Below are 22,082 nucleotides of genomic sequence, written 5' to 3'. Positions count from 1 at the left end.
GAGTCAAGGATTCCATTTGTTGGAAAGGGCCGGACGCACGGTGTTCAGATCCGGCGAATTCTCCAGGAAGTTGTCGGGGTAGTAGCCAAAACTGCTGGCGCCCTGGCGCTTGAGCACGCCCATCCACTCGGCCATTTGCGCGCCGGAAAGATCCGGGGCGGCCGGGGTGCGCCAATCCTTGGCCTGTAGCTCGAAGACCGTGCGCTGCATCGCGCCGGGCCGGGCCTTGACCGTGGCCACGAGTTTTTCCAGCCAGGCGTTGGAGTTTTTCAGCGACTGGCCTTCCATCAACGGCATCGCCATGGGCGCGGTCCAGTCGTAGTGCTGGAGGAAGTCGTCGAGGTTCTGCGCAAACCAGGCTTCGCTGGCCGGGTTGAGCATCGGTTCGGCGAAGATATTGCGCGCGGTGAGCACTTCCGGGCCGCGCTGGGCACGGACCTTGGCGGTCAGTTCATGGGTGAAATCGATCAGGTAGCGGCTCTTGAAACGGGTCCAGCGCTGCATCACCTCAGGGTCGGCGCGCAGCGCCTGGATATTGCCTGGCAGGCCGTTGGCCGCGTAGGTTTGCAGGGCCTGGGGGCTGGCGTCTTCAAAGTCCGAGAGCACCGCGTCGTCGTGGAACAACACGCCGTGGATAGCACTGGTACGGGCCAGGTCTTCGTAAATTTCACCGATGATTTTGCGCACCTTTGGATCGAACGGCGACAGGCGCTGGTACTGTTTCGGGTCGACGGCCACCTTGCCGGTGGCCGGGTCCCAACGGGTGACGCGGGGCAGCTTGGCATCCAGGGCAAAGCTGAGCACGGGCATCCAGGCGTAGACTTTGACCAGGCCGCCACGGGTATGCAGCTGCCAGCTGACACGGTTGAACAGGTCGGCGCGCATCGGCAGATGGCGGTTGGGGAAGTACAGCGAACGCACCAGGCCATCGCCCTTGGGGTCGGCGAATGCCTGGAGGAACACCGTGTCGACCCCCATGTCCAGCACCCGCTGGACCAGCGCGTCGAGGTTGCGCGCCTCTTGGGCCTTGTCCGGGTCGTAGACATGATCGAGGTCCACATGCAGCACGCGCATCGGCGCTTTGACCTGTGCCGAGACCATGCTGTTGGCGAAGTCTTCGGCGTACGGGTCGTTGTCCACCAGAAAGCGCGGGCTGCTCATCAAGTTGCCGAGGTTGTCGAGGCCGTCCTCCAGGGTCAGGGCCATCTGGTAACCCTGCTCACCCACCACCGCCAGGGAGGTGCCATCCGCCGCGCCATACGGCCATACCCACACACGCGGCGCCTTGCCGGTGACCGCGCGGATCTTGTTGGAAATCGCCACCACGTCGGCACGCATCCGCGCCTGGAACTGCGCTTCGGACTCATAACGGTGGGTGGCCGGGTCATAGCGCCGGGTGGCGGCGGCCGGTTGCAGGTTGCCCTGGGGGTTGGCCAGCACGCCCTTGTGACTGGCGTCGGTGTGGGCGGCGATCTCCACCAGGCCCGATTGCGCCACTTCGCGCACTTGTTGCCAGGTCAAAAATTCCGCGCGGTTACGCGGCACGCCGGCAAAATCCACCGGCTGGTTCAACGGCGTATCGACCCAACTGCCCACCGGCGCCAGCACAGCCGGCCACTGGTAGGCCCGCAAAATCGGCATCACACGGGTGTAGAAGCTCGAATAGCCGTCGTCGAAGCTGAGCATGATGGCTTTGGGCGGCAGCTGTGGCCCGCCTGCGCGGGCGGCGAGGACCTGGTCGACGCTGACCGCCTGGTAGCCGTTCTCGCGCAGCCAGGACAACTGTTCGATCAGGCGTTCGGTACGCACCGCCACCACTCTTTGGTCGGGGTCGCGGTCGTTGACATCGTGGTAGGCAATGCCCAGGAAATGGTTTTTCGGCCACGGCGCTTCGTTGACCGGTTTGAGTCGTTCGGCAGGTGGCGTGAAAGGCGCGGGTGACTGGGCACAGGCACTGCTCAGCAAAAAACCCAGGGCCAGCAGGCAACGGGAAACAAGGGTCATGATCGGACTCTTCTAGAAACGGTAAGTGAGGTCGACGAGCAGGCGCACATCGCTTTCGCGCTCACCGTCATAAGGTCGGCTGATCCAGCTCAGGTTGGCGCCGGTTTCCAGTACGTCGTTCCAGCGATAACGCTGGCCATAACTGAGCAAACCGATTGCGCCGGTGGAGTAATCGCGCTGGCTGTAGCTGCCAGCACCGGCCTGGAACTGCTGACTCCACTGGGTTTCGTAGCGGTGATAGAGCACATGGTTGACGCTCACCGTGGGCAGCACGCTGAAGTCTGAGCGTGGGTTGAAATACGCGGCCTCTTCCTTGCTGTTGCGGCTGGTGCCGACTTCCAGGCCAAGGTCCACTTGCACATCCGGCGAGCGGTAGACGCCCTCGCGCCCGGTGAGCAACGCTTCGACACGGTCGTTGCCGTCGCTGAAGTGGGACGGGCTCAGCGCCAGTCTCCACTCACGGCTTTCATTGGCGCGCCAGCGGATAAAACCGCTGCCGCCGTTGGCGGTGACGTTGGCATTGAGTGCGCGCAACGGCGTGCTGGCGGCCAGGTAGTCAAGGCTGCCGCCGTACTGCCAGTGGTCGTTGATGTCACGGGCAATCGCCAGCCGCGCGCCTTGCTTGGTGCCTTTGCCGTAGGAGTGGTTGGAGACTTCGGCCTCCAGGGTCATGTCGCGGGTACGCCGCTCCACACCCAGGCGCTGCCAACGGTGGTGGCCCGTGCCTTCCTCAAAGTCGGCGGTGGCGTAGCCGATACCGCCGAATATCCGCCAGTCTTCATCGATGGGCGGGCTGTAGAGCAGGGTTTCGATCCCCCAGTCGCGGCTACCGGCAACCGCCCCGCCGCCATTACTTTTGCCGGTCTCGGCTTCGATGCGCAGCTCGGCCATCTCATGCACCTTGCGCAGGCGCTCAAGGCGTTGGACCTGGCGATTATCCGGGGCGCGGACGACTACGTCATCGGCCAGCACATCGAGCTGGCGCCACTCCTGCAGCACCAGGGCGTTGTAGCCTTGGGAGACTTCCAGGTCGATGTGGCGCGGGGTCTGGTTTTCGGCGTCCTTGAGGGCCCTCTCGGCACGCCGGGGCCAGGCGCGGGCGCGGAACATATCCGCCTGAGCCACACGCATGCCGACATTGCCGGGCGAGGTGCGCACCAGGGTCTCCAGGTTTTTTTCACTGGTCGGCAGATCGGCGCCGTAGGTCGCGGCCTGGGCTGCCAGTTGCTGGGCGTCCAGCCAGGCGTTATTGGGGTTCCCGAGGGTCAGCCCCTTGAGTTCAACCCGAGGGTTTTGCGTGCTCGCCAGGTGGTTTGCGAAGGCACGGGCTTCGCTGGTCTGGTCGTTTTCCAGCAAGGAGTAGTAAAGGGCAGTGCCGTCTACAACCTGGTTGCTGGGGTCGGCATCCGGCGCGGCCACCGCCTGGCGATACAGCGGCGCGGCCTTCTCGGGCAAACGTTGGTCGAGATAGGCCGCCGCCACCCAGCGCAGGGCGTAGTTGGGCAGTTGCACACCCTGGGCGTCCAGGGCTTCGTAGTCGTGGATCAGCTCGGCGGTGCGCGCACGGGCCTTAAGCGCGCCCAGGCGGTCGATGCGCCAGCGCACCACATCGTCATGGGCACTGGCGTCCGGGCCCCAGGTGGCGAGCAGTTGGTCGTAATCCTTGAGGGCACGGTCGGCGATCACAAAGCGTTCACTTTCACTGCGCGTCGGGAATTCAGCCAGGCGCACGCGCTCAGCAGCCAGGTCGCCTTCCAGGCGGCGCTGGATCACCGGGTCCAGCAGACCCGGGTGGCGGGCGCTCAGGCGCAGGGCCGGCTCAGGCATACGGGCACGTTGCAGGGCAATGATGTATTCGCGCACCACCTCGGGCCGGTTGCCGGCGCGGATAAACGCCTGGTCGAACTCGAACAGTGAATCAAACGGTTCCCCGGCCCGGGCCAATGCATAGCCCAGGGTCATGCGCCGCTCGACATCCTCGGGCTTGGCCGTCACCAGGGTGCGGGCACGCTGTACGGCTTCGGCGGTTTTGCCGCCATCGGCCAGGGTCAGGGCCAGGCCCAGTTGCAGGTCCGGGTTGTTCGGTTCGCGCAGCAAGGCCTGGCGATACACAGCCTCGGCAGGCGCCCAGCGCTGTTGATTGCGGTAGGTGCGGGCCACGACGGTCAGCGCTTGGGGGGTCAGTTGGCGCTGGCGTCCCTGGGTTTCATAGACCTTGAGTACTTCGTCATCCTGGCGTGCCCAGCTGGCAATCAGCAGGTGATCGCTGACCTGGCCAGAGGTCTGGCGCTCGGCAGGCAATTGGCGCAGCAGGTTGAGCGCCGGGGTGTAGTGACCGGTACGGGCCTGGCGAATCAGGGAATCGTAGGCAGGATCGGCCACGGCCAGGGTCGGCAGCAACAAGGCGGCACCGATCAGTAGACGCAGTCGGCCAGGGCCGGAGGGGCAGAAATTACGCAGCATGTCGTCAGCTTCCTTACTCGGAAAGCTGTAGCGATAGGTTCGCCTGTACAACACGCATCAGGCCGCCGGTGTCTGATGACCCGGCCAAGCTTTCCTGGGATGTAATATCCCTGAGCGGGGTAAGGAATAGGACAAATCAGTACAATTGTTCAGAATCGTCCTACAAGCCAGTGAAGATCAAATGTGGGCTTGTGTGGGAGCCAGCTCCCACACAAGCCAGCTCCCACATTTTGGTTCGGTGTTGGCCTACAGAGCCTTACTGCGCGCCGCTGACCGCCCCCAGCTTGCCGAGTACGCCGCCGATAAACTGCTCGACGGTCATTTTCTGGCCATTGAAGGTCACTTCATTGTTGGCGTAGTGCAGCTTGGCCAGGATGTCATTGCCTTCCAGGGTCGCCAGTTGCGTGCCCACGGCCATGTTGCTGAGCATCTCGCTGGCCATCTGCGATTGCTGCTCGATGGCTTTCGGGTCGGTCACGCCACCGATCTGCGCTTGCAGGCCGGCCACGTCAGCGATCATTGGCTTGGACAGGGTCAGGTTGGCATCCAGCAGCGTGATCATCTGCTTGCCCAGCTCAACCGGCGGCAGCTCCATGGTGGACGGCTTGGTCAGGTCCACCACCAGGTTGAAGCGGCTTTCGCCATTGGCGGTCTTGAGGGACAGGTTTTCCAGGGCCATTTGTGGTTTGGCGGCCAACAGCTGCTCCACATTGGCCTGGGCCAGCACTTGTTCGGCTTCGCTCAGTTGCAGCTCGGGGATCGGTTGGCCGGCCGCTTGAGCGGCCTGCACCGGTTGCATTTTGTCTTGATACAGCTTGGTCAGCACCATGGTTGCCGGCACGTCGATGTTCTTCATGCTCACGGCCATGGCCGCCGAACCCACGGGTTTGCCCTGGTAACCGATCTCGGCGATTTTGTAGTCGACACGGCCGCTGAGGTTGTTGTCCCGGGTCTCGCTGCTGTCTTTCTGCTCGAAGCCTTTGACGGTCAGCACCGCTTGTTGCGGGCCGAAGGTGAACTGGGTGTTGCTCAGTTCGATGGTGTTCTGGCCGACGTAGAAGCCGAAACTGCTCTTGGACAGGTTGCTGGCCACGGTCAGGCCGTTGAGGTGCGCCTGGAACGGTGCGCCATCCGGGTCGACCAGGGCGACCTTGAGGGCATCCATGTAGCCGTTGACCTTGATCTCTTCACCCTTGGCGGTGTTGAAGTAATCAAGTTTCAGGCCCGAAAAATTAACGCTGGTGGTGGCGTCCTTGAACTCCAGGGGCAGTAGTTCCAGGTTGCCGCTCACCGAACGGTTGAAGGCGATGTTGGCCACGCCCTTGATCGGCGAAACGTCTTGGGTGGCGGCGAACCATTTTTCGGTGGTCGGGTTCTTCTCCAGCGCCAGGTGGCTGGTGGCCAATACCGGCCACCACTTCAGGGTGACCAGGCGCGAGACAGGCAGCGGGCCGTGTTCGATACGGTCGACAAACAGCAGTTCACTGTCTTTGTGCTCTTCGCCGAACACCGCGCCCTGGGCCTTGAGGCGGAAGTGACCGGTGCTGCTGAACCAGCCGCGATCCAGCGAGACCATTTCCAGGGTCACTTGGCCATCGATGCCGGCCATGGAACGTTCCATTTCCTTGTTGACGTCTTCAATCGAGGTTTTCAACACCCCTTCCAGCTGAGTGCCGGTGTACCAGGCGCCACCGGCACTGACCACGCCGACGGCGGCAACAAAACCCAAGAGTACAACGGCTGATTTATTCATGAAGTGTCCTGATCCAATCCTGTGCGAAGTGGGCTGTCTTCCCTGAGCCCCGAAGTGGGGCGTCGGCTCAAGCCCGCCGAAACCGGGGCAAGGTTAGCACTGGCGAGGGGGCTTGTCGCAAGGCCCGGCACCGACAAGGCGCGGTGGGGGGTCAGGAATATTCCATCTCGATCTCATCAAGTTGATGATCAAAACTCTTCAGTCGTGCGGTCCAGGTGTACACCAGCACTTCAAACTCGCGGTGAATCACCGCATTGCCCGGGGTATCGGCCTTGGGGTCGTAGAAGTCCAGTTGGTAACGCTCGCGGGCCATGGCCGTGGCGACGTCGGACAGCTCCCGGGCGTTGTTCAGCCAATGCCGCCCTTCGGCCACTTGCCGGTCGAGTACCACGCATTGTTGCTTCAAGGCTTCGAGGCTTTTTTCCAGAGGGGTGCCGGTCAACTCGCCCATGACTTCCTGGAACGTGCGCCCCGGCTGCCAGTAGCTGCCCCAGAAATAGCGGTCGAACACGGTTTCGACCCGGCGCAGGGCAACCTTGGTGTCCCAGATCGCCACCCGCGTCTTGCCTTGTTCGAGGATTTTTTTCTGGGTGCGCTGGCCCTGGTAGGACGCCCAGGCCACCATGCCGACAGACAATGCGGCGATCAGCGCGCAGGCGCTGTCGAGGAACACCATGGCCTTATCCAGTTGATGGGCCAGCATGACGCCGTAAAAGTAAGTCGCCGATAACAACACCAGTGCGAAGAGCACGCACCAGAACGCGGGAGCATAAGGGTTTTTCATTATTGGAATCCCCATGAGCAACGCAGGCAGTGATCAGCGGGCCATCACGCAAGCCCGACTGATCAAAGCATAGCAATCGCCTCAGGGTTTGCCGGGTTCTGTGCCTTGCGTTCGTCCGCTTTCCCAGCCACCGCCCAGGGCCAGGAACAGGTCGATCTGGCTCATGGCTACCTGGCTATTGGCCTGGGCCAGTTGCGCGCGCATATCGGTGTAGGTGCGCGTGGCTTGCAGGTCGGCGAGAAACGACTCGCGGCCGGCCTGGAAGAAGCGGTGCGTCTGGTCGGCGGCCTGTTGCGCCGACTGCTCGGCCTCGGCCAGGGCATCGCGGCGCTGCAATTGCGCGGTGTATTGCGCCAGGCCCGTCTGGGTCTCGCGGATGGCGTTGAGCACCACCCCGTCGAAATGCGCCAGGGCGCCCTGGGTCGCGGCTTCGGCTTCATGGATGCGCGCACGCGAGCCGTTGGACGGCACCGTCCAGCTCAACAGCGGGCCGAAGCCCCAGCGGTTGGTGGCCGGTTTGCCGAGGTTGTCGATAATGCCCACGGTGCCGATGGAGGCGCCGATGCTGATATCGGGGTACAGCTCGCCAGTGGCCACGCCAATGCCCGCCGTTGCGCCGGCCAACTGGCGTTCGGCCTGGCGCACGTCGGGGCGGCGCTTGAGCAGGGTTGCGCCATCGCCCACCGGCAGCAACTGGGCGATATGCGGCAGTTCGGCGCAATCGTCGGTGCCGGTGGGCAATTGGTCCAGGGGCTTGGCCAGCAGCATCGACAGGCGGAACAACCCGGCCTGGCGCGCCGCCTCAAAGCGCGGCAGTTCGGCGCGCAAAGACTTGAATTGGGTTTGCGAGCGGGTGACCTGGGTTTCATCGCCACGCCCGGCATCGCGCAGGCGCTGGGTCAGGCGCGTGCTTTGCGCTTGCAGGTCGAGGGACTGGCGGGCGATGTGCAGCTCTTCGTTGGCCGCGCACACCTGGGTGTAGGAGCGCACCACGTCTGCCACCAGGGTGATGCGCGCGATATCCACGGCGGCCTGGGTCGCGTCGGCATTGGCCTGGGCGCCTTCGATACCGCGCTGCAGGGTGCCGAACAGGTCGAACTGATAGGAGGTGGTGAGGCCGATATCACCGACATTGGCCACCGGCACCTTGTCCGCCTGCAAGAAAGCCTCGCCGGACTCCTGCAAACGCTGGGCGCCAAGCTTGACCCCGCCGCTCCAGCCGCCCGCCGATTGCGCCTCCTGCACCTGGAAGCGCGCCCGTTGCAGGTTGGCCGCCGCCACGCGCAAATCGGTGTTGGAAGCCATGGCCTGGCGCACCAGTTCATCCAGGCGCGGGTCTTGGTACAACTTCCACCAATCGGCGGGCACCGGGGCCGAAACGACGTGATTGCCCTGCCCGGCCAGTTGGCCTTGCAGGTCGCCACGCTGGACTGCCGCCTCGTCCGGCACGTGGTAGTCCGGGCCCACCACCTGGCAGGCGGACAGCAGCAGCCCCAGCCCGGCGCTCGCCAGCAGTCGCTTCATGGCTGGTCTCCGGGCGGGGGCTGGTCATCGATGATCGAGACGGTGGCGGTTCGCCCGGCAATCATGCGGAAATCCGCCGGCACATCGTCAAAGGCAATACGCACCGGGATCCGTTGGGCCAGGCGCACCCAGCTGAACGCCGGGTTGACGTTGGGCAGCAGGTTGGCACCGCTGGTGCGGTCGCGGTCTTCAATGCCGGCGACGATGCTCTGCACATGCCCGCGCAAGCGCGCGTTGTCGCCGATTACGCGGATATCCACGCGCTGGCCGACCTGAATGCCGTCCAGCTTGGTCTCTTCAAAATAGCCATCGATATGGAAGGAGTTGCTGTCCACCACCGACAACACCGGGCGCCCGGCGGTCACGAACTCCTGGGCCCGGGGCGCACGGTCGTTGACGTAGCCGTCCACCGGGCTGCGGATCACCGAGCGGTCGAGGTTGAGCTGGGCGCTGTCCACCGTCACCTGCGCTTGGGCCAGGGCCGACTGGGCGCGGGCCACGCGGGACTGGCTTTCTTCCAGTTGCTCGCTGGCCACCAGGTTGCCCAGGCCACGGTTGCGCCTGGCTTCGCGCTGGGCCTGGGCCAGGGTTTCCTGGCGGTCGGCCACGGCGGCCTGGGCCTGGCGCAGGGCAAGCTTGAAGCGGTCCTGGTCCACCGAAAACAGCACCTGGCCCCGGGTCACCAACTGGTTGTCGCGCACGTCCACTTGCTGGATCAGCCCGGACACGTCCGGGGCGATCTGCACGATGTCGGCGCGGATATGCCCATCGCGGGTCCAGGGCGCGAACATGTAGTACATCACCATGCGCCAGACCACGACGCAGGCGAAGGTCACTACCAGTAGCGTCAGGACCACACGGCCGATCGTCAAAAAAGGTTTTTTCATGTCATCAGGTATCGACTGAGTGAGTCCACAGCGCCCAGCAACAGCGCGTAGAGGGCCACATTGAATAATGCCCGGTGCCAGACCAGGCGGTAGAAGTGGACGCGGGTCAACAGCCCGTGCACCACCAGGTAGAAGCCATACGTAATGCCCATCAGCACCAGCAGCGTGGGCAGGAACACCCCGCTGATATCCAGGTCACCGATCATAGAGGCGCTCCATCGGGTAACGGCGCGTCCATCTCGCCGGTGCTGACAAACTCCACACCCGGCAACAGCGCCAGGCGCAAACCACTGAGGGCATGCAACAGATGCAGGCGGGTTTCGCCCTCGCCTTGCAGGCCCTGGCCATTGAGGGCGCGGCGAGTGCGGTCCAGGGTCATCAGCAGAGCGCCGGGGGCCGGCAGGCGCTCGCCGGCCTTCAGGCACGCCTCGAAATACACGCCGACCTCGGCCACCACCTGGTCGAGCAACACCCGTGGCACGCCCAGGATGCGGGGGGCGTAGGCCAGCAGGTCGAGCAGGTTCAGCGCCACGCGCACCTCGCGCAGGGCGATGCCGGTGTCCTGGCCGGTCATGGCCAGGCGCGGCAGGTGCTGCATCAGCCGATCGAGTATCTGCACCCCCAGCCGTCGGTGCTCGGCGAGGGTGGCCGGTTGCGTAAGGCCGACGATATCGCGCCAGCTGAAACGGGTCAGGCGCTTGGCCGCCAGTTCGGCGCCAAAGGGCCGGGCGATCAGGGTCCAGACAAAGGCAAACAGCAAGCCGACGGGGCCGGCGAGGTTGGCGTTGGCGAAGCTTAAAAAGTCCGCGTCGTAGGCGCCCTGGATGCTGATAAAGGACGATGTGTTGACGATGGTCAGCAGCATGCCCAGGTAGAAGCGCGGTTGTACCGTCAGGGTGCCGACCCAGATAAAGGGCACGGCGAAAGCCAGCACCAGCATCGGGAAATCATGCAGGTTGGGCAGGATCAAAAACAGGTAGAGGCTGGCGAACAGCACCGACATCGCGGTCCAGAAAAAGAACCGGTAGATCTGCGGCGCCGGGTCGTCCATCGAGGCGAAGAAACTGCACGCCACGGCTGCGAGGATCACCGCGCTGCCACCGTCGGTCCAGCCCAGCAGAATCCACAATACCGAGGCAACGATAATCGCGCTGACCGTGGAGAACGCCGAGTAGAGCATCAGGCCACGGTCAAGGAATGGCGTCAGCCGGCCCAGGCGCCAATGGCGGTAGACCGCGCGCCACGGCGCCTGGTTTTCACTGTGGATGGCGGCTTGCAGGCTGCGGCAGTCTTGCCACAGGTCGATCCACTCGCCGAGGCGATACAGCGCGTTGGAAAACAGCAGCTGATGACGGTCGTCCAGGGCCTCGGCGGCGGGTTGCAGGGCTTCGAGCTGGTCTCGCAGGGCGCGCCAGCGCTCCACCGGCGCCTCACGGGTGGTGCTTTGCAGCCACTCGGTGGTGGCCGCCAGCAGCGGCGCGAACTTGCCGACCAGCTCCGGGGTGCGGCGTTCCAGGGCATACAGCGCGTCATCCAGGGCATCCACCACCGGCAGCAGATGGATCATGCGCCCGCGCAGCTCCTTGGTGTTGCGCACCGTTTGCGGCCGTGCGCCTTCGTGGGGCAGTTGGCCGATCATCAATTCCAGGGTGTTGAAGGTCGCCACCATGCCGCCGCGCAGGCTGCTGACTTCCTCGGGCTGCACGTTGCGCTTGAGGAAGCGCTGGCTGTAGACCGTCGCGTCGGCAAACCATTTGCGCACCGAGTCATCGAACACCGGTGCCAGGCGCCGTGGCCAGAACATCGCGCCGACCACTGCTGCCACGGCGATGCCGAGGAAGATTTCTTCGGTGCGCGCCTCGGCCACATCCCACACCGCCAGGGGGTTATCCACCACCGGCAAGGCGATCAGCGGCAAGGTGTAGCCCGCCAGCATCAGGGCGTAACTGTTGGCGGTGCGCAAATGCAGGGACAGGAACAGCAAGATGCCGGTCCACAACGCAATCACCACCACCAGCAGGAACGGCGTCTGCACAAACAGCGGCACGAAAAACACCGCCGCCATCGCCCCCAGCAGGGTGCCGGCGGCACGGTACAAGGCTTTGGAGCTGGTGGGCCCGACAAACGGGCTGGACACGATATACACCGTGGCCATCGCCCAATACGGACGTGGCATTTGCATGAGCATGGCGATATACAAGGCGATCATCGAGGCGGCAAAGGTGCGCACACCGTAGAACCAATCCCGGGCCGGCGGCACGCCGGTAAAAAATCCGTTCAAGAAGCCACGACCACGGGCGGCAGGCTGGCGTCTTCAAACGCGCGCAGCACACGCAACGCCACGGCCAGATCGGCAGGCGTCAGGTCCGCCAGCACTTCATGACGCAGGCGTACCAATTGCACTTCCACCGCCTGCACCAACGCCCGGCCACGCTCGGTCAGGCTCAAGGCCTTGGCGCGGCGGTCGTGCTGGTCTTCGGCACGGCACACCAGCCCTGCGCTGCACAGTTGGTCGAGCAGGCGTACCAGGGACGGGCTTTCCATCCCCGAGGCCTGGGCCACCTTGACCTGATGCACACCGTCGCCGAGACGGCCGATCATCAGTAAAGGCACGGCACAGGCTTCGGAAATACCGTAGCTCACCAGCGTGGCCTGGCAGATTCTGCGCCAGTTACGGGCGCCCGCCACCATGCTGCTGCTGAGGCTCATATGTAGGGTTTCGAGGGTTTGAGGCACGGGATCATTCGCATACAGTTAGTTTGCTAACTATCAATATGGTGGAGGAATGGAATCTCGTCAAGTTTTGATACAAATTCACAGATAGGTGGTGGGACCACCCAAATAAAGCGCCCACCCTGTGGGAGCTGTCGAGCCCCAGCGAGGCTGCGATGGCGGCGGTACTGCTTGCATTGATGTTGGCTGATCCACCGCTATCGCAGCCTCGCTGGGGCTCGACAGCTCCCACATTCAATTGCCGCTATCTTGAACAATGAGTTCACTTAAGCACGGCCGCTGCGCAGCAGCACATTCAGCTCATCCACCACTTCCGCCCAATCCGCATCCTCCAGAATTTCTTCGCGCAAAAACGCCTTCTGGCTATCCGTCCAGAAAAACGCATCTTCAAGTTTCAACTCCGGCTTGAGCGGTGAATGCACCGTAACAAAACGCTCAATGCTGGTGGCGTCATCGGGCAGCCCGAGTTGCTTGAACAAGGACGGCAGGCTGTGAACAGGCGATTGCATGACAACTCCAAAAATAAGTGATCGCCTACAGTCTAGACCGATAAAGCCCACAGATTGGCGGCCACTCGTGCAACATTTTGCAATGTTCACGCTATCATCCCCATCTTTAGCCCAGCGGCATTCACGGACTCCCGGAATAAGGACAATTCATGCGCATCGGTCTTCTGTCATCCCTGACCCTGGCACTGTGTGCCGGCGTTTCCCTGCAAGCCCAGGCCAGTGGCGACGACTCGTGCTACCCCGACTGGCGCGTGTCCCGGGATTCGCTGACCGCCTGCAGCAACATGCCGTTCCTGAGCCCCGGCAATGACAGCCGGACCAACCTGCGCCTGTTGCTCGCGGCAAAAAAGCATGCGCCCCTGACCCCCAATGCGCTGGGTGAAGACGACCTGGCCCAGGGCTTTGGCCCGGTGCCGTTCCCGGTGTATCGCCTGGTGCCCCACCCGCCCGAGGGGCCGACACGCGAGGAACAAGGCGCGGAACTTGCGCAGCTGCTGGCCTCGCTGGGCATCCAGCGCGAGGCCACGGCGGCGGCGGGCGACCAGTTTTTGTGGGGCGAAGGCAGTCGCTGCCGCAGCAACAATGTGCAGAGTGCCACCGACTTTGTGCGCCAAGTGATCAAGGCCGATGTGCCGGCGAATGAGCGGGCGCTGCTGGCCAATGCACGCCTGAAGTTGCTCGGCACCTGCGACTGGCAGGGCGAAGTGTTGCTGGAGCCGCAGTTGATCACTTCCACCCAGGGCCGCGAACTGACCACTTACCTGCTCGCCGCCTCTGACTTTTACAGCGGGCGCTTTGTCTATGCCGAGCGCGGGTTTGCCGCCGTTACCGTCACCGCGTTGCCGTGGCTGAAGGAAACGGCGGTGTACATGATCGCCCGTGCGTCGCTCAACCATGCCCAGGAAAACGCCTTCGATGAATACGGCATGCCCCAGCGCGAGGCTGTGGATAAGTCTGCCCTGGAAGAAGCCGAGCACAGCTTCCTCAGCTACCTGAAAACTTATCCACAGGGTGAATATGCTGCCTCCGCGCGCGGCCTGCTGCGCCGGGTGCACTGGTTGGCCGGCGATGCAACCCGCCTGGCGGACGACTACGCCTGGCAACTGACCGAGGCCAGCGATGCCGAGCGCAACGGCTCCATCGATGAACTGGTGGAAGAAACCGACAACAAACTGCTGACCCACTACGCCGAGACCATCCGCAACCCGTTGCTGCTGGTGATCAACGACCTGATGTGGATGCGCGCCAACAACCCGCCCAAGCTGACCCGCGCCATTCTCGACGGGCAAAAGGCCGCGTTTGCCAATGAACCGGCGCTGTACGACTACCTACAGGCGGCGTTCGCCCTGTATGTCGAGCACCAACCCGACCAGGCCTTAAAGCGTCTGCCGCAAGACGTACCCTCGAGCCTGGATTACTTCACCTTCAGCCAACAGACCCTGCGCGGCCTGGCCCTGGAAGCCAAGCAGGACTGGAATGCTGCCCAGGCGCTGTGGCTGCAACTGCTGCCCCTGGCCAAGCAGCCCCTGCAACGCGACCAACTGGAACTGGCGCTGGCGATGAACTACGAACGCAGCGGTCAAGTGGCCAAGGTGTTCGCCGCCGACTCACCGATCCAGACCCCGCAAGTGCGCTATAGCCTGTTGCGCAGCGTGGCCGGCCCCGAGTTGCTGCGCCAGCAGATCAGCCAGGCCAGCGACCCGCTGGAGCGCAGTACCGCGCAATTTGTCTTGCTCTACAAAGACCTGCTGCGTGGCCAGTTCGCAACCTTTGCCGAGGACTTGCAACAACTTCCGGCCTCCCCGGCGGCTGACAAGCTCGGCACCAGCCTGGGCTATGTGTACGACGGTGGCCAGGCGCTGACGTTGTTCCGCTGGAGCGGCGACAAGGCCGCCTCCGGCTACACCTGCCCAACCATCGCGCAAACCGCCAGCACCTTGCAGGACGACGCAAAAAACCCGCACGGCCTCAACTGCCTGGGTGAGTTCATCCTACGCAACGGCCTGGACGGCATGCCCCTGGAAGAAGCGCGCTCGGCCGGTAGCCTGGGCAGCACCGCATCGGCCTTCAAAGGCGAAACCTTCTCGCGGCTCGATGGTTACCAACAGGTGATCGCCAACCCCAAGGCGCCCCGTGACGACAAGGCCTACGCACTGTTCCGGGCGATCAACTGCTATGCGCCTTCGGGCTATAACAGCTGCGGTGGCGAAGATGTCGACAAGGCGGTGCGCAAGGGCTGGTTCCGCCAGTTGAAAACCGGGTTTGCCGACACCCAGTGGGGCACGTCGCTGCAGTACTACTGGTGAAACACCTGTGGCTAGGCTTGCTGCTGTTGGCGAGCCCGGCCTTCGCCACCGTCGACGCCCACGACTATGACGCTTTCTGGCTGTGGAGCGGCGTCGCGCCACAGCCGGTGCTCAAGCAGGCCAAGACCCTGTATATCCTCCAGGGCCAGATCAACTCCACCCGCCGCCAGCCCGAACGCGGCGTGCAGTTCATCGCCCAGGGCATGAGCGTGCCGCGCATCCGCCAGGGCGAGGTGTGGGTCGTCTATCGCGCCCACACCTTGCGCTGGCCAGAGCCGGTCTACACGAAACTGCTCGGGCAGGTGCAACGCTGGCGCGCAGCGGGCAACCCGGTGGTGGGCATCCAGATCGATTTCGACGCCCGCACCCAATACCTGCACGAATACGCCGCCTTCCTCAAAGACCTGCGCCAGCGCCTGCCAAAGGATTTGCGCCTGAGCATCACCGGCCTGATGGACTGGAGCAGCAACGCCGACCCGGCCGCCATCGCCCAGCTCAAGGGCGTGGTGGATGAAGTGGTGGTGCAGACCTATCAGGGCCGCCACAGCATCCCCGATTACGCGGCGTACCTGCCCCGGATGAACCGGCTGGGAATGCCGTTCAAGATCGGTTTGATCCAGGGCGGGGAATGGCAGGAGCCCGAGTATTTGCAGGGGAGTGAGTGGTTTGGGGGGTATGTGGTGTTTTTGCAGAATCCGCCAAGACCTTGACACCATTGCAACGTCCGTGCAATACATTGTCCACAGTCCATGGACAGTGGACGGATCAGGCCGGTTGCAAATGAAAAGTCAAGATATCGTAATCCTCTTCAAGTTGATCAGCCTGAACCTCCAAACCAGAGGGGAGCGGGTCAAAAAACGCAATTTCACTGTCTCCCTTGACCATGACGAGGCCATGGATCGGGTGCCGATTGATTCCCAGGATTATCTGGATCGCTTCCTTGACCTGCGCATGACGGGAAATATCGAGAAAGTCGACCTCTCACAGGGCCAGCGCTGGGAGGGATGGGAAGATATTGAGGAGGACGCGACCCCACCGAATATGGAGAGTTACTCCGTCCGAGCACTCGCGGCTTCACTGGCATTAAGTAAAAGTGAGGTATCCAATTCGCTGAATCGCTGCCGTGACATCGGCCTTATTCATACCGACCGCCTGAGCGGTCTACCGATTGTCAGGGCCCAAGCGCTTCTGGATTTCGTGAAATATGGGGTGCGCTATGTGTTCCCTGCCAAACCAGGCGCGATCGTGCGAGGTATCCCCACAGCATTTGCCGCGCCGATTATGGCCGGCAAAGTCCTGACTGGCGGCGACCTCATTCCTGTGTGGCCAGACGCTTATGGAAAGAACAAGGGTCAGGCAATCGCCCCCTTGTACAAAACCGTTCCTGGAGCCGTGAAAAAAGACGAACTGCTTTATCATTTTCTGGCTCTCGTAGACGCCATTCGTATTGGAGGCCCGCGAGAAACCAAGGTCGCAGACGCCATGCTGCGGGAGTGGATCCTTTGAACTCAACCAAAGCAATGATGCTGCTGATGCTCGAAGAGGTCGCCCAAGCCCTGGGCGAAGAACTGAGGGACCAGGTGGCCTTTGTCGGGGGATGCACAACCGTCCTGCTGATCACCGATCAATACACCCAAGAATCGATTCGCGGCACCGACGATGTGGATCTGGTCATTCATCTGAGCAGTACTGCCCAGTGGTATCGACTGGAAGAACAACTCAAATCCAAAGGCTTCAAGAACACCGGCCAGGACACTGTCACCTGTCGCCTGCGGTTAGGCGCCCTGAAGGTCGACTTCATGCCGACTGACGAAAAGGTACTGGGCTTTTCCAATGCCTGGTTCGTGGGAGGCCTGGCGAATGCCATCAATCACCAACTGCCAAATGGCACTTGGATCAAGGTGTTTGCGGCACCCTGGTTTCTTGCGGCGAAGCTGCAGGCTTATCAGGGCCGGGGTCATGGCGATGTGCTGATGTCCAACGATATTGAAGACATCGTTGCCCTACTGGATGGCCGGGAAGAACTGCTTGAGGAAACAAAACAGGCGCCTGCTGCATTACGACATTTCGTCAGCGAACAACTTGGCGCATTGCAGAGCCTCACAGCCTTCCATGATGTCATCCAGAGCACTGCCCAAAACGCCGAGCGCGAGTCGCTGATTCACGAGCGCATCAATACGCTGATTGCCCATGGGATACACGCTTGATCCTACATTCGAGCGTCACCCGACAAGGAACCGGAAGAACAGAAAACCGCGATGTCACAGGCTCTGCGGACAACAGCGGCATATACCTCTACGTGATAGCAGACGGCACCTCCAGGCCCGGCAGTGAAAAGCTGGCAACCGCTCTGACTGGCGGCCTGCTGAAGTCTTTTTCCAACGCAAGGCCAGCAAGCATTTCTTGCCTCGACACAGCTCTTGAATTGACGCTGTCCTCGCTCAGCGCAATACGTTCAACATTCTGCCCTGACTACCCCTTTGCATCAGCCAGTTACCTCGCGTTACTGGTGCTTGGCGATACTGCTCTTTCAATACATGCAGGGGACTGCTGCCTGGGATTGCTCGATAAAGAAAAAAACCTGAAATGGCTGACCGCTCCCCACTGCGGCCCCAATTGGAAGGGCAACTTGAGCCACACCGCCATCGCCAACAACCCGGCCCGCAAAACGCTGCTCAATTGCATGAGCCATCGCAGACCACATGAGCCACAGGTTCAATCCTTGGACGTTGTACCTGACACAAGATGGATTTTGGCCACCGACGGTTTTTGGGCCGAACTCTCCATCGAAGACCAGTTCAAGGCGATAGAAGAGTCCAGTCTTGAAGGCTGCCCAGGTGAGGACGATTGCACCTTTATGTTGCTAATGCCTTAGGGGCGACACGTCGCTATCGCCAGCTTGCCGGCCCCTACCATGACAGTGCCTTACCAGTCGTAAGTCAGGCTCGACACCACCGTACGCCCTTCGCCGTAGTAGCAATCCAGGTCGCTGGTGCACTGCGACACGTAGGTTTTATTGGCAAGGTTCTGCACGTTCATCGCCAGCTTCACGCCTTTGAGTTTCAGAGGCGAGGCGCCCAGGTCGTAGCTCAGGCTGGCATCGTAGACGGTGTAGGACGGCACCGTGAACGCGCCGGCAACGTAGTCACCCATACTGCTGCGCGAGTAGCGGGCACCCAGGCCGGCGCCGAGGCCGGCCAACGGGGTGTCGCCGATCACGCTGTAGTTGACCCACAGCGCTGCCGTCAGGGGTGAGATACCGGCCGGGTGGCGGCCTTCGCGACCTTCGTTGTCCTTGGTGTACTTGATGTCGTTGCGCGCCGCCGAAGCGACCACATCCCAGGCATCGTTCAACACTGCCTTGGCTTCAAACTCGACGCCGCGCGAACGCATGGCGCCGCTCTGACTGCTGAAGTTGGTGAGCGGAATGGCCGTCAGGATATTTTCCTGGTCCAGTTGATAGACCGAGACCTGCACAAAACTTTCCTGGCCCGGCGGCTGGTACTTCACGCCGACTTCGTACTGGTTGCCGGTGGACGGGTCGAAGGGCTTTTGGTTGGCATCGGTGCCGGACAGCGGCAGGAAGGATTCCGAGTAGCTGATAAACGGCGCCAGGCCGTTATCGAACAGGTACACCAGGCCCGCACGGCCGGTGAAGGCCTGGTCCTTGCTGCTGGTGCGGTCGTCGCTCAGCGGCGCCTTGTTGACCACATTGGCCCAGTCATAGCGCCCGCCGAGCACCAGCGCCCATTGGTCCCACTTGATCTGGTCCTGCACGTACAGGCCGGTTTGGGTGATGGTGTTGTCCCAGCGATAGGGCTGGCCGAAGTTCAGCGGCTGGCCATACACCGGGTTGAACAGATCAATGATCGGCGGGTTGCGGTCATAGAGGCCGAGGAACCTGGAGTTGGAGTGGTAGTAATCCAGGCCCACGATCAGGGTGTGGGAGAACTCGCCGGTGGTGAATTCGGCCTGGGCGATGTTATCCACGCCAATCACTTTGTTGTTCTGCCTCCAGTCCACGCCGAAGCGTTGCAGGTAGCGTTGATCCATGGCGCCAGTGGTCGGGTTGGCGACAAAACGGTAGCCGTGCAACGGCGCCACATAGCGGTCGTCCACTTCGGCATAGCGCGCGTTTTGCTTGAGGGTCCAGGTGTCGTTCAGGCGATGGGACAACTCGTAGCCGAAGGCAAATTGTTCGCGGTTGTACTGGTTGACGCCTGGCTCGCCGATAAACACATCACGGTCGATCTTGCCGTTGGGGTTGCGCCAGACCGTGCCGGACGCTGGTAGGCCCTGGGCTTCGGGCACGCCCTTGTCTTTCTGGTACTGGGCAAACAGGGTCAGGCTGGTGTCGTCGTTGGGCCGCCAGGTCAGGCTTGGCGCAATGAATTGGCGGCGGTTCTCGAAGTAGTCGATCTCGCCCTGCTCGTCCTTGAGGCGCCCGGTGAGGCGATAAAAGAATTGGCCTTGATCGTCCAGCGGGCCGCTGAGGTCGATGGCCGCGCTTTTGTGCTCGTAGGTGCCGGCTTCGAGCACCACCTGGCGCACCGGGGTCTCGCTGGGGCGCTTGCTGACCATATTGACGATGCCGCCCGGCTGGTTGTGGCCGTACAGCACCGATGCCGGGCCCTTGAGCACTTCGATGCGCTCCAGGGAATAGGGCTCGATCTGCAACGCGCCGCCGGTACTGCCGCCGCCATAAGGCAGGTGCAAGCCGTCGAGGTACAAGGGGGTGGGCGAGAAGCCACGGGAGGTCGGCTCGTCGAACAGCTTTACCCGGTCGGAGAAGCCCCCGGCACTCATGCCAGGGGTGTAGAGCAGCGCCTGGGTCACGCTTTGTGCGCCACGCGCCTTGATTTCGGCGGCGGTGATCACGTTGATGGTCTGGGGGATTTCCACCAGTGCCGCATCGGTCTTGCTGCCCGTGGCGCTGCGGGTGGCGACGATGCCATCGACCGGGCCCCAGGCGTTTTCCGGGGTCTGCTGGGCGCTGATCTGAGTTGCACCCAACTGCACCGAACCGTCCCCTGCAAGAGCCTGCACCGACCAGCCGTTCCCGGCCTGCATCGCCACCAGGCCGCTGCCTGCCAACAAATGCTCCAAGCCCGGCCCGGTGGCATAGCGGCCCTGCAAGCCAGGGCTGCGTTTGCCGGCAGTCAGTGACGCATCCACCGAGAGCAAAATCCCCGAGGCGCTGGCGAAGCGGTTCAACGCCTGGTCCAGGCTGCCGGCAGGGATATTGTATTGGCGCAAGGCTGCGCCGGCGCTCTCCTGGGCCTGGACCAGGGCCGGGACGAGCGGCACAGTCGCCAGCACACAGGCAAACAGGCCACGGCGCAGGGCGCGGGCCAGGGGTTGGATTGGGCGGTGCGGCATTGCAGGACTCCCCGTGAGAACGCTTCTTGATTGGCTTTCAAGAGGTATCCCGGACGGGATTGGAAAACCGACAAAAGAAAATCAAAAAAAACGGTGGCCACAGATTTTCCAAACTAAAACACCATCAATGTGGGAGCTGGCTTGCCTGCGATAGCGGTGGGTCAGTTGGCCCATCTGTCACTGATACACCGCTATCGCAGGCAAGCCAGCTCCTACAGTTGATCGAGTCAAACCCTGGGTTTGATGGTGACCCAATAGCGGGTCACCGCCTGCACCCGCACCGGCAATGAACGCTCAAGGGCGGCGAGGATCGCGTCAGTGTCATTGAGCGGAAACACGCCGGTCAGCAACAGCCCGGACACGGTCTCGTCACAGCGCAACAACCCTGGCCGATATCGGCTCAGTTCAGCCACAAACCGCCCCAGCGGCTGGCGCTCGGCAATCAGGCGGTGCTGGGTCCAACTGCTGGCGTTGGCATCCAGCGCGGTCACTGCCGAGGCCTGCGTTGCGCTGAACCACAGGCTCTCGCCCGCTTTCATCAGCACCGGCACCCCCTGCGCCGGGCGCACCTGCACGCGCCCTTCATACAGATCGACGCGGCTGCCGTCGTGCAGTTCGCGCACGGCAAAGCGGGTGCCCAGGGCCTGGATATCGCCTGCGGCGGTTTCGACGATCAGCGGGCGCGACGGATCGTGGCCGCTGGTCAGCAGGATCTCGCCGCGGATCAGGCGGATACGCCGCTGCGTGGTACTGAAGCGCAGGTCGATGGCACTGTCGCTGTTGAGGTCCAACTGGGTGCCGTCGCTCAAGGTCAGGTGGCGAATTTCGCCGGTGGCGGTGCGCTGCTCGGCAAACGCCGCCTGCCACGGCTGGCTGCCCTGCACCAGGTAGCCGCTGCCACCGGCCACCAGCAACAGCCCAAGCAGTTTCAACGCCGCCCGACGCTGGGGGTCCGGCGCGTCGCGCAACACTGCGCGGGCGCTGTCGGCGGGTACGCCGCCCAAGGTCTGCTGCAACTGCTGCAAACGCTGCCAGGCGCGACGATGCTCCGGGTCGGCCGCCTGCCAATGGGCGAAAGCCTGGCGCTGGGCCCCGTCGAATTCGCCCCCCCATTGCAGCATCAGCCACTCGCTGGCCTGTTCGACCACGGCCTGGGCAATCGGCGCGTCATGGCGGGTTCTCATTCTTCGTAGGCCACCTGGTAGCAGGCGATGATCGCGCGGGTCATGTACTTCTGTACCGAACTGATCGTCACCCCCAGGCGCTCGGCGATCTGCGCATAGGTCAGGCCCTCGAACTGCGACAACAGGAACGCCCGCCGCACCTTCTCGGGCATACGGTCGAGCATGGCGTCGATCTGCATCAGGGTTTCGAGAATCAGCGCGCGGGTTTCCAGGCACGGCGACTCCGGTTCCGGCAGATGGGCGATGCTCTCCAGGTAGGCGCGCTCGATGCGCAGGCGGCGCCATTGGTCGATCACCAGGTTGCGGGCGATCTGCGTCAGGTAGCTGCGGCTTTCCTGGGCCCCGGGAAAACGCCCCGACACCAGCAGGCGCAGGAAGGTGTCCTGCGCCACGTCGGCGGCGTGCTCGCGGTCGCCCAGGCGCTTGCGCAGCCAGCCTTGCAGCCAGCCATGATGGTCGCGGTACAGGAGATGAAGCTGTTGCTGGCCGTCAGTCGCGGTGTCCATGAATTGCCCGGATACACTATTGAGAGCAATTATCATTACAGCTTGTATCG

The 22,082-nt window shown here is 62.8% G+C and carries 18 protein-coding genes; 5 read left to right on the top strand and 13 right to left on the bottom strand.

What is annotated here, in order from left to right:
* Positions 1-3 precede the first annotated feature (3 nt).
* The 10 genes from pgaB to BLL38_RS07505 form a co-directional block, all read right to left on the bottom strand.
* Positions 4-2,004, bottom strand: a complete 2,001-nt coding sequence (gene pgaB / locus BLL38_RS07550; protein ID WP_076961994.1) for a poly-beta-1,6-N-acetyl-D-glucosamine N-deacetylase PgaB — start codon at positions 2,002-2,004, stop codon at positions 4-6.
* 12 nt (positions 2,005-2,016) lie between these two features.
* Positions 2,017-4,467 carry a poly-beta-1,6 N-acetyl-D-glucosamine export porin PgaA gene (gene pgaA / locus BLL38_RS07545; RefSeq protein ID WP_076961993.1) on the bottom strand — a complete coding sequence of 817 codons (2,451 nt, stop codon included), beginning with the start codon at positions 4,465-4,467 and terminating at the stop codon, positions 2,017-2,019.
* A 256-nt stretch (positions 4,468-4,723) separates the two neighbouring features.
* Positions 4,724-6,220 carry a YdgA family protein gene (locus BLL38_RS07540; RefSeq protein WP_076961992.1) on the bottom strand — a complete coding sequence of 499 codons (1,497 nt, stop codon included), beginning with the start codon at positions 6,218-6,220 and terminating at the stop codon, positions 4,724-4,726.
* Positions 6,221-6,371: 151 nt separating this feature from the next.
* Positions 6,372-7,004 carry an NADH:ubiquinone oxidoreductase subunit N gene (locus BLL38_RS07535; RefSeq protein ID WP_076961991.1) on the bottom strand — a complete coding sequence of 211 codons (633 nt, stop codon included), beginning with the start codon at positions 7,002-7,004 and terminating at the stop codon, positions 6,372-6,374.
* 81 nt (positions 7,005-7,085) lie between these two features.
* Entirely contained in the window at positions 7,086-8,528 is a 1,443-nt protein-coding gene (locus tag BLL38_RS07530) for an efflux transporter outer membrane subunit (RefSeq protein ID WP_076961990.1), read from the bottom strand.
* Positions 8,525-9,415, bottom strand: a complete 891-nt coding sequence (locus tag BLL38_RS07525; RefSeq protein ID WP_076961989.1) for an efflux RND transporter periplasmic adaptor subunit — start codon at positions 9,413-9,415, stop codon at positions 8,525-8,527. The genes BLL38_RS07530 and BLL38_RS07525 overlap by 4 nt, the downstream gene beginning before the upstream one ends.
* Positions 9,412-9,621, bottom strand: coding sequence for a DUF1656 domain-containing protein (locus BLL38_RS07520; RefSeq protein WP_057438946.1), 210 nt, complete (start codon positions 9,619-9,621; stop codon positions 9,412-9,414). The genes BLL38_RS07525 and BLL38_RS07520 overlap by 4 nt, the downstream gene beginning before the upstream one ends.
* Positions 9,618-11,696, bottom strand: coding sequence for an FUSC family protein (locus tag BLL38_RS07515; RefSeq protein WP_076961988.1), 2,079 nt, complete (start codon positions 11,694-11,696; stop codon positions 9,618-9,620). Before BLL38_RS07515 ends, BLL38_RS07520 begins: the two co-directional genes overlap by 4 nt.
* Positions 11,693-12,124 (bottom strand): MarR family winged helix-turn-helix transcriptional regulator, encoded by a 432-nt coding sequence (locus tag BLL38_RS07510; RefSeq protein WP_076961987.1) that lies wholly within the window; start codon positions 12,122-12,124, stop codon positions 11,693-11,695. Before BLL38_RS07510 ends, BLL38_RS07515 begins: the two co-directional genes overlap by 4 nt.
* A 290-nt stretch (positions 12,125-12,414) precedes the next feature.
* Positions 12,415-12,657, bottom strand: coding sequence for a DUF2789 domain-containing protein (locus tag BLL38_RS07505; protein ID WP_076961986.1), 243 nt, complete (start codon positions 12,655-12,657; stop codon positions 12,415-12,417).
* 149 nt (positions 12,658-12,806) lie between these two features.
* On the opposite strand from BLL38_RS07505, the gene BLL38_RS07500 reads away from it, so the two are divergent.
* From BLL38_RS07500 to BLL38_RS07480, 5 genes are all read left to right on the top strand, one after another.
* Positions 12,807-14,963: a PA5441 family protein gene (locus BLL38_RS07500; RefSeq protein ID WP_076961985.1), complete on the top strand. Its 2,157-nt coding sequence runs from the start codon at positions 12,807-12,809 to the stop codon at positions 14,961-14,963.
* Complete coding sequence (locus BLL38_RS07495; protein WP_076961984.1) at positions 14,960-15,673, top strand: DUF3142 domain-containing protein; 714 nt, start codon at positions 14,960-14,962, stop codon at positions 15,671-15,673. The genes BLL38_RS07500 and BLL38_RS07495 overlap by 4 nt, the downstream gene beginning before the upstream one ends.
* A gap of 70 nt (positions 15,674-15,743) precedes the next feature.
* Positions 15,744-16,469 carry a hypothetical protein gene (locus tag BLL38_RS07490; protein WP_076961983.1) on the top strand — a complete coding sequence of 242 codons (726 nt, stop codon included), beginning with the start codon at positions 15,744-15,746 and terminating at the stop codon, positions 16,467-16,469.
* Between the two features lie 14 nt (positions 16,470-16,483).
* Positions 16,484-17,170 carry a hypothetical protein gene (locus BLL38_RS07485; protein ID WP_076961982.1) on the top strand — a complete coding sequence of 229 codons (687 nt, stop codon included), beginning with the start codon at positions 16,484-16,486 and terminating at the stop codon, positions 17,168-17,170.
* Positions 17,167-17,838 carry a protein phosphatase 2C domain-containing protein gene (locus BLL38_RS07480; protein ID WP_076961981.1) on the top strand — a complete coding sequence of 224 codons (672 nt, stop codon included), beginning with the start codon at positions 17,167-17,169 and terminating at the stop codon, positions 17,836-17,838. Before BLL38_RS07485 ends, BLL38_RS07480 begins: the two co-directional genes overlap by 4 nt.
* A gap of 50 nt (positions 17,839-17,888) precedes the next feature.
* On the opposite strand, the gene BLL38_RS07475 is transcribed toward BLL38_RS07480, so the two are convergent.
* From BLL38_RS07475 to BLL38_RS07465, 3 genes are all read right to left on the bottom strand, one after another.
* Positions 17,889-20,342: a TonB-dependent siderophore receptor gene (locus BLL38_RS07475; RefSeq protein WP_076961980.1), complete on the bottom strand. Its 2,454-nt coding sequence runs from the start codon at positions 20,340-20,342 to the stop codon at positions 17,889-17,891.
* A gap of 227 nt (positions 20,343-20,569) precedes the next feature.
* Positions 20,570-21,526, bottom strand: coding sequence for a FecR domain-containing protein (locus tag BLL38_RS07470; protein ID WP_076961979.1), 957 nt, complete (start codon positions 21,524-21,526; stop codon positions 20,570-20,572).
* Positions 21,523-22,032: a sigma-70 family RNA polymerase sigma factor gene (locus tag BLL38_RS07465; RefSeq protein ID WP_076961978.1), complete on the bottom strand. Its 510-nt coding sequence runs from the start codon at positions 22,030-22,032 to the stop codon at positions 21,523-21,525. Before BLL38_RS07465 ends, BLL38_RS07470 begins: the two co-directional genes overlap by 4 nt.
* Positions 22,033-22,082: the final 50 nt, after the last annotated feature.

Origin of the sequence: Pseudomonas gessardii (genome assembly GCF_001983165.1) — a bacterium.
GTDB classification, from domain to species: domain Bacteria; phylum Pseudomonadota; class Gammaproteobacteria; order Pseudomonadales; family Pseudomonadaceae; genus Aquipseudomonas; species Aquipseudomonas gessardii.
This window is presented reverse-complemented; position numbering and strand designations above follow the sequence as displayed.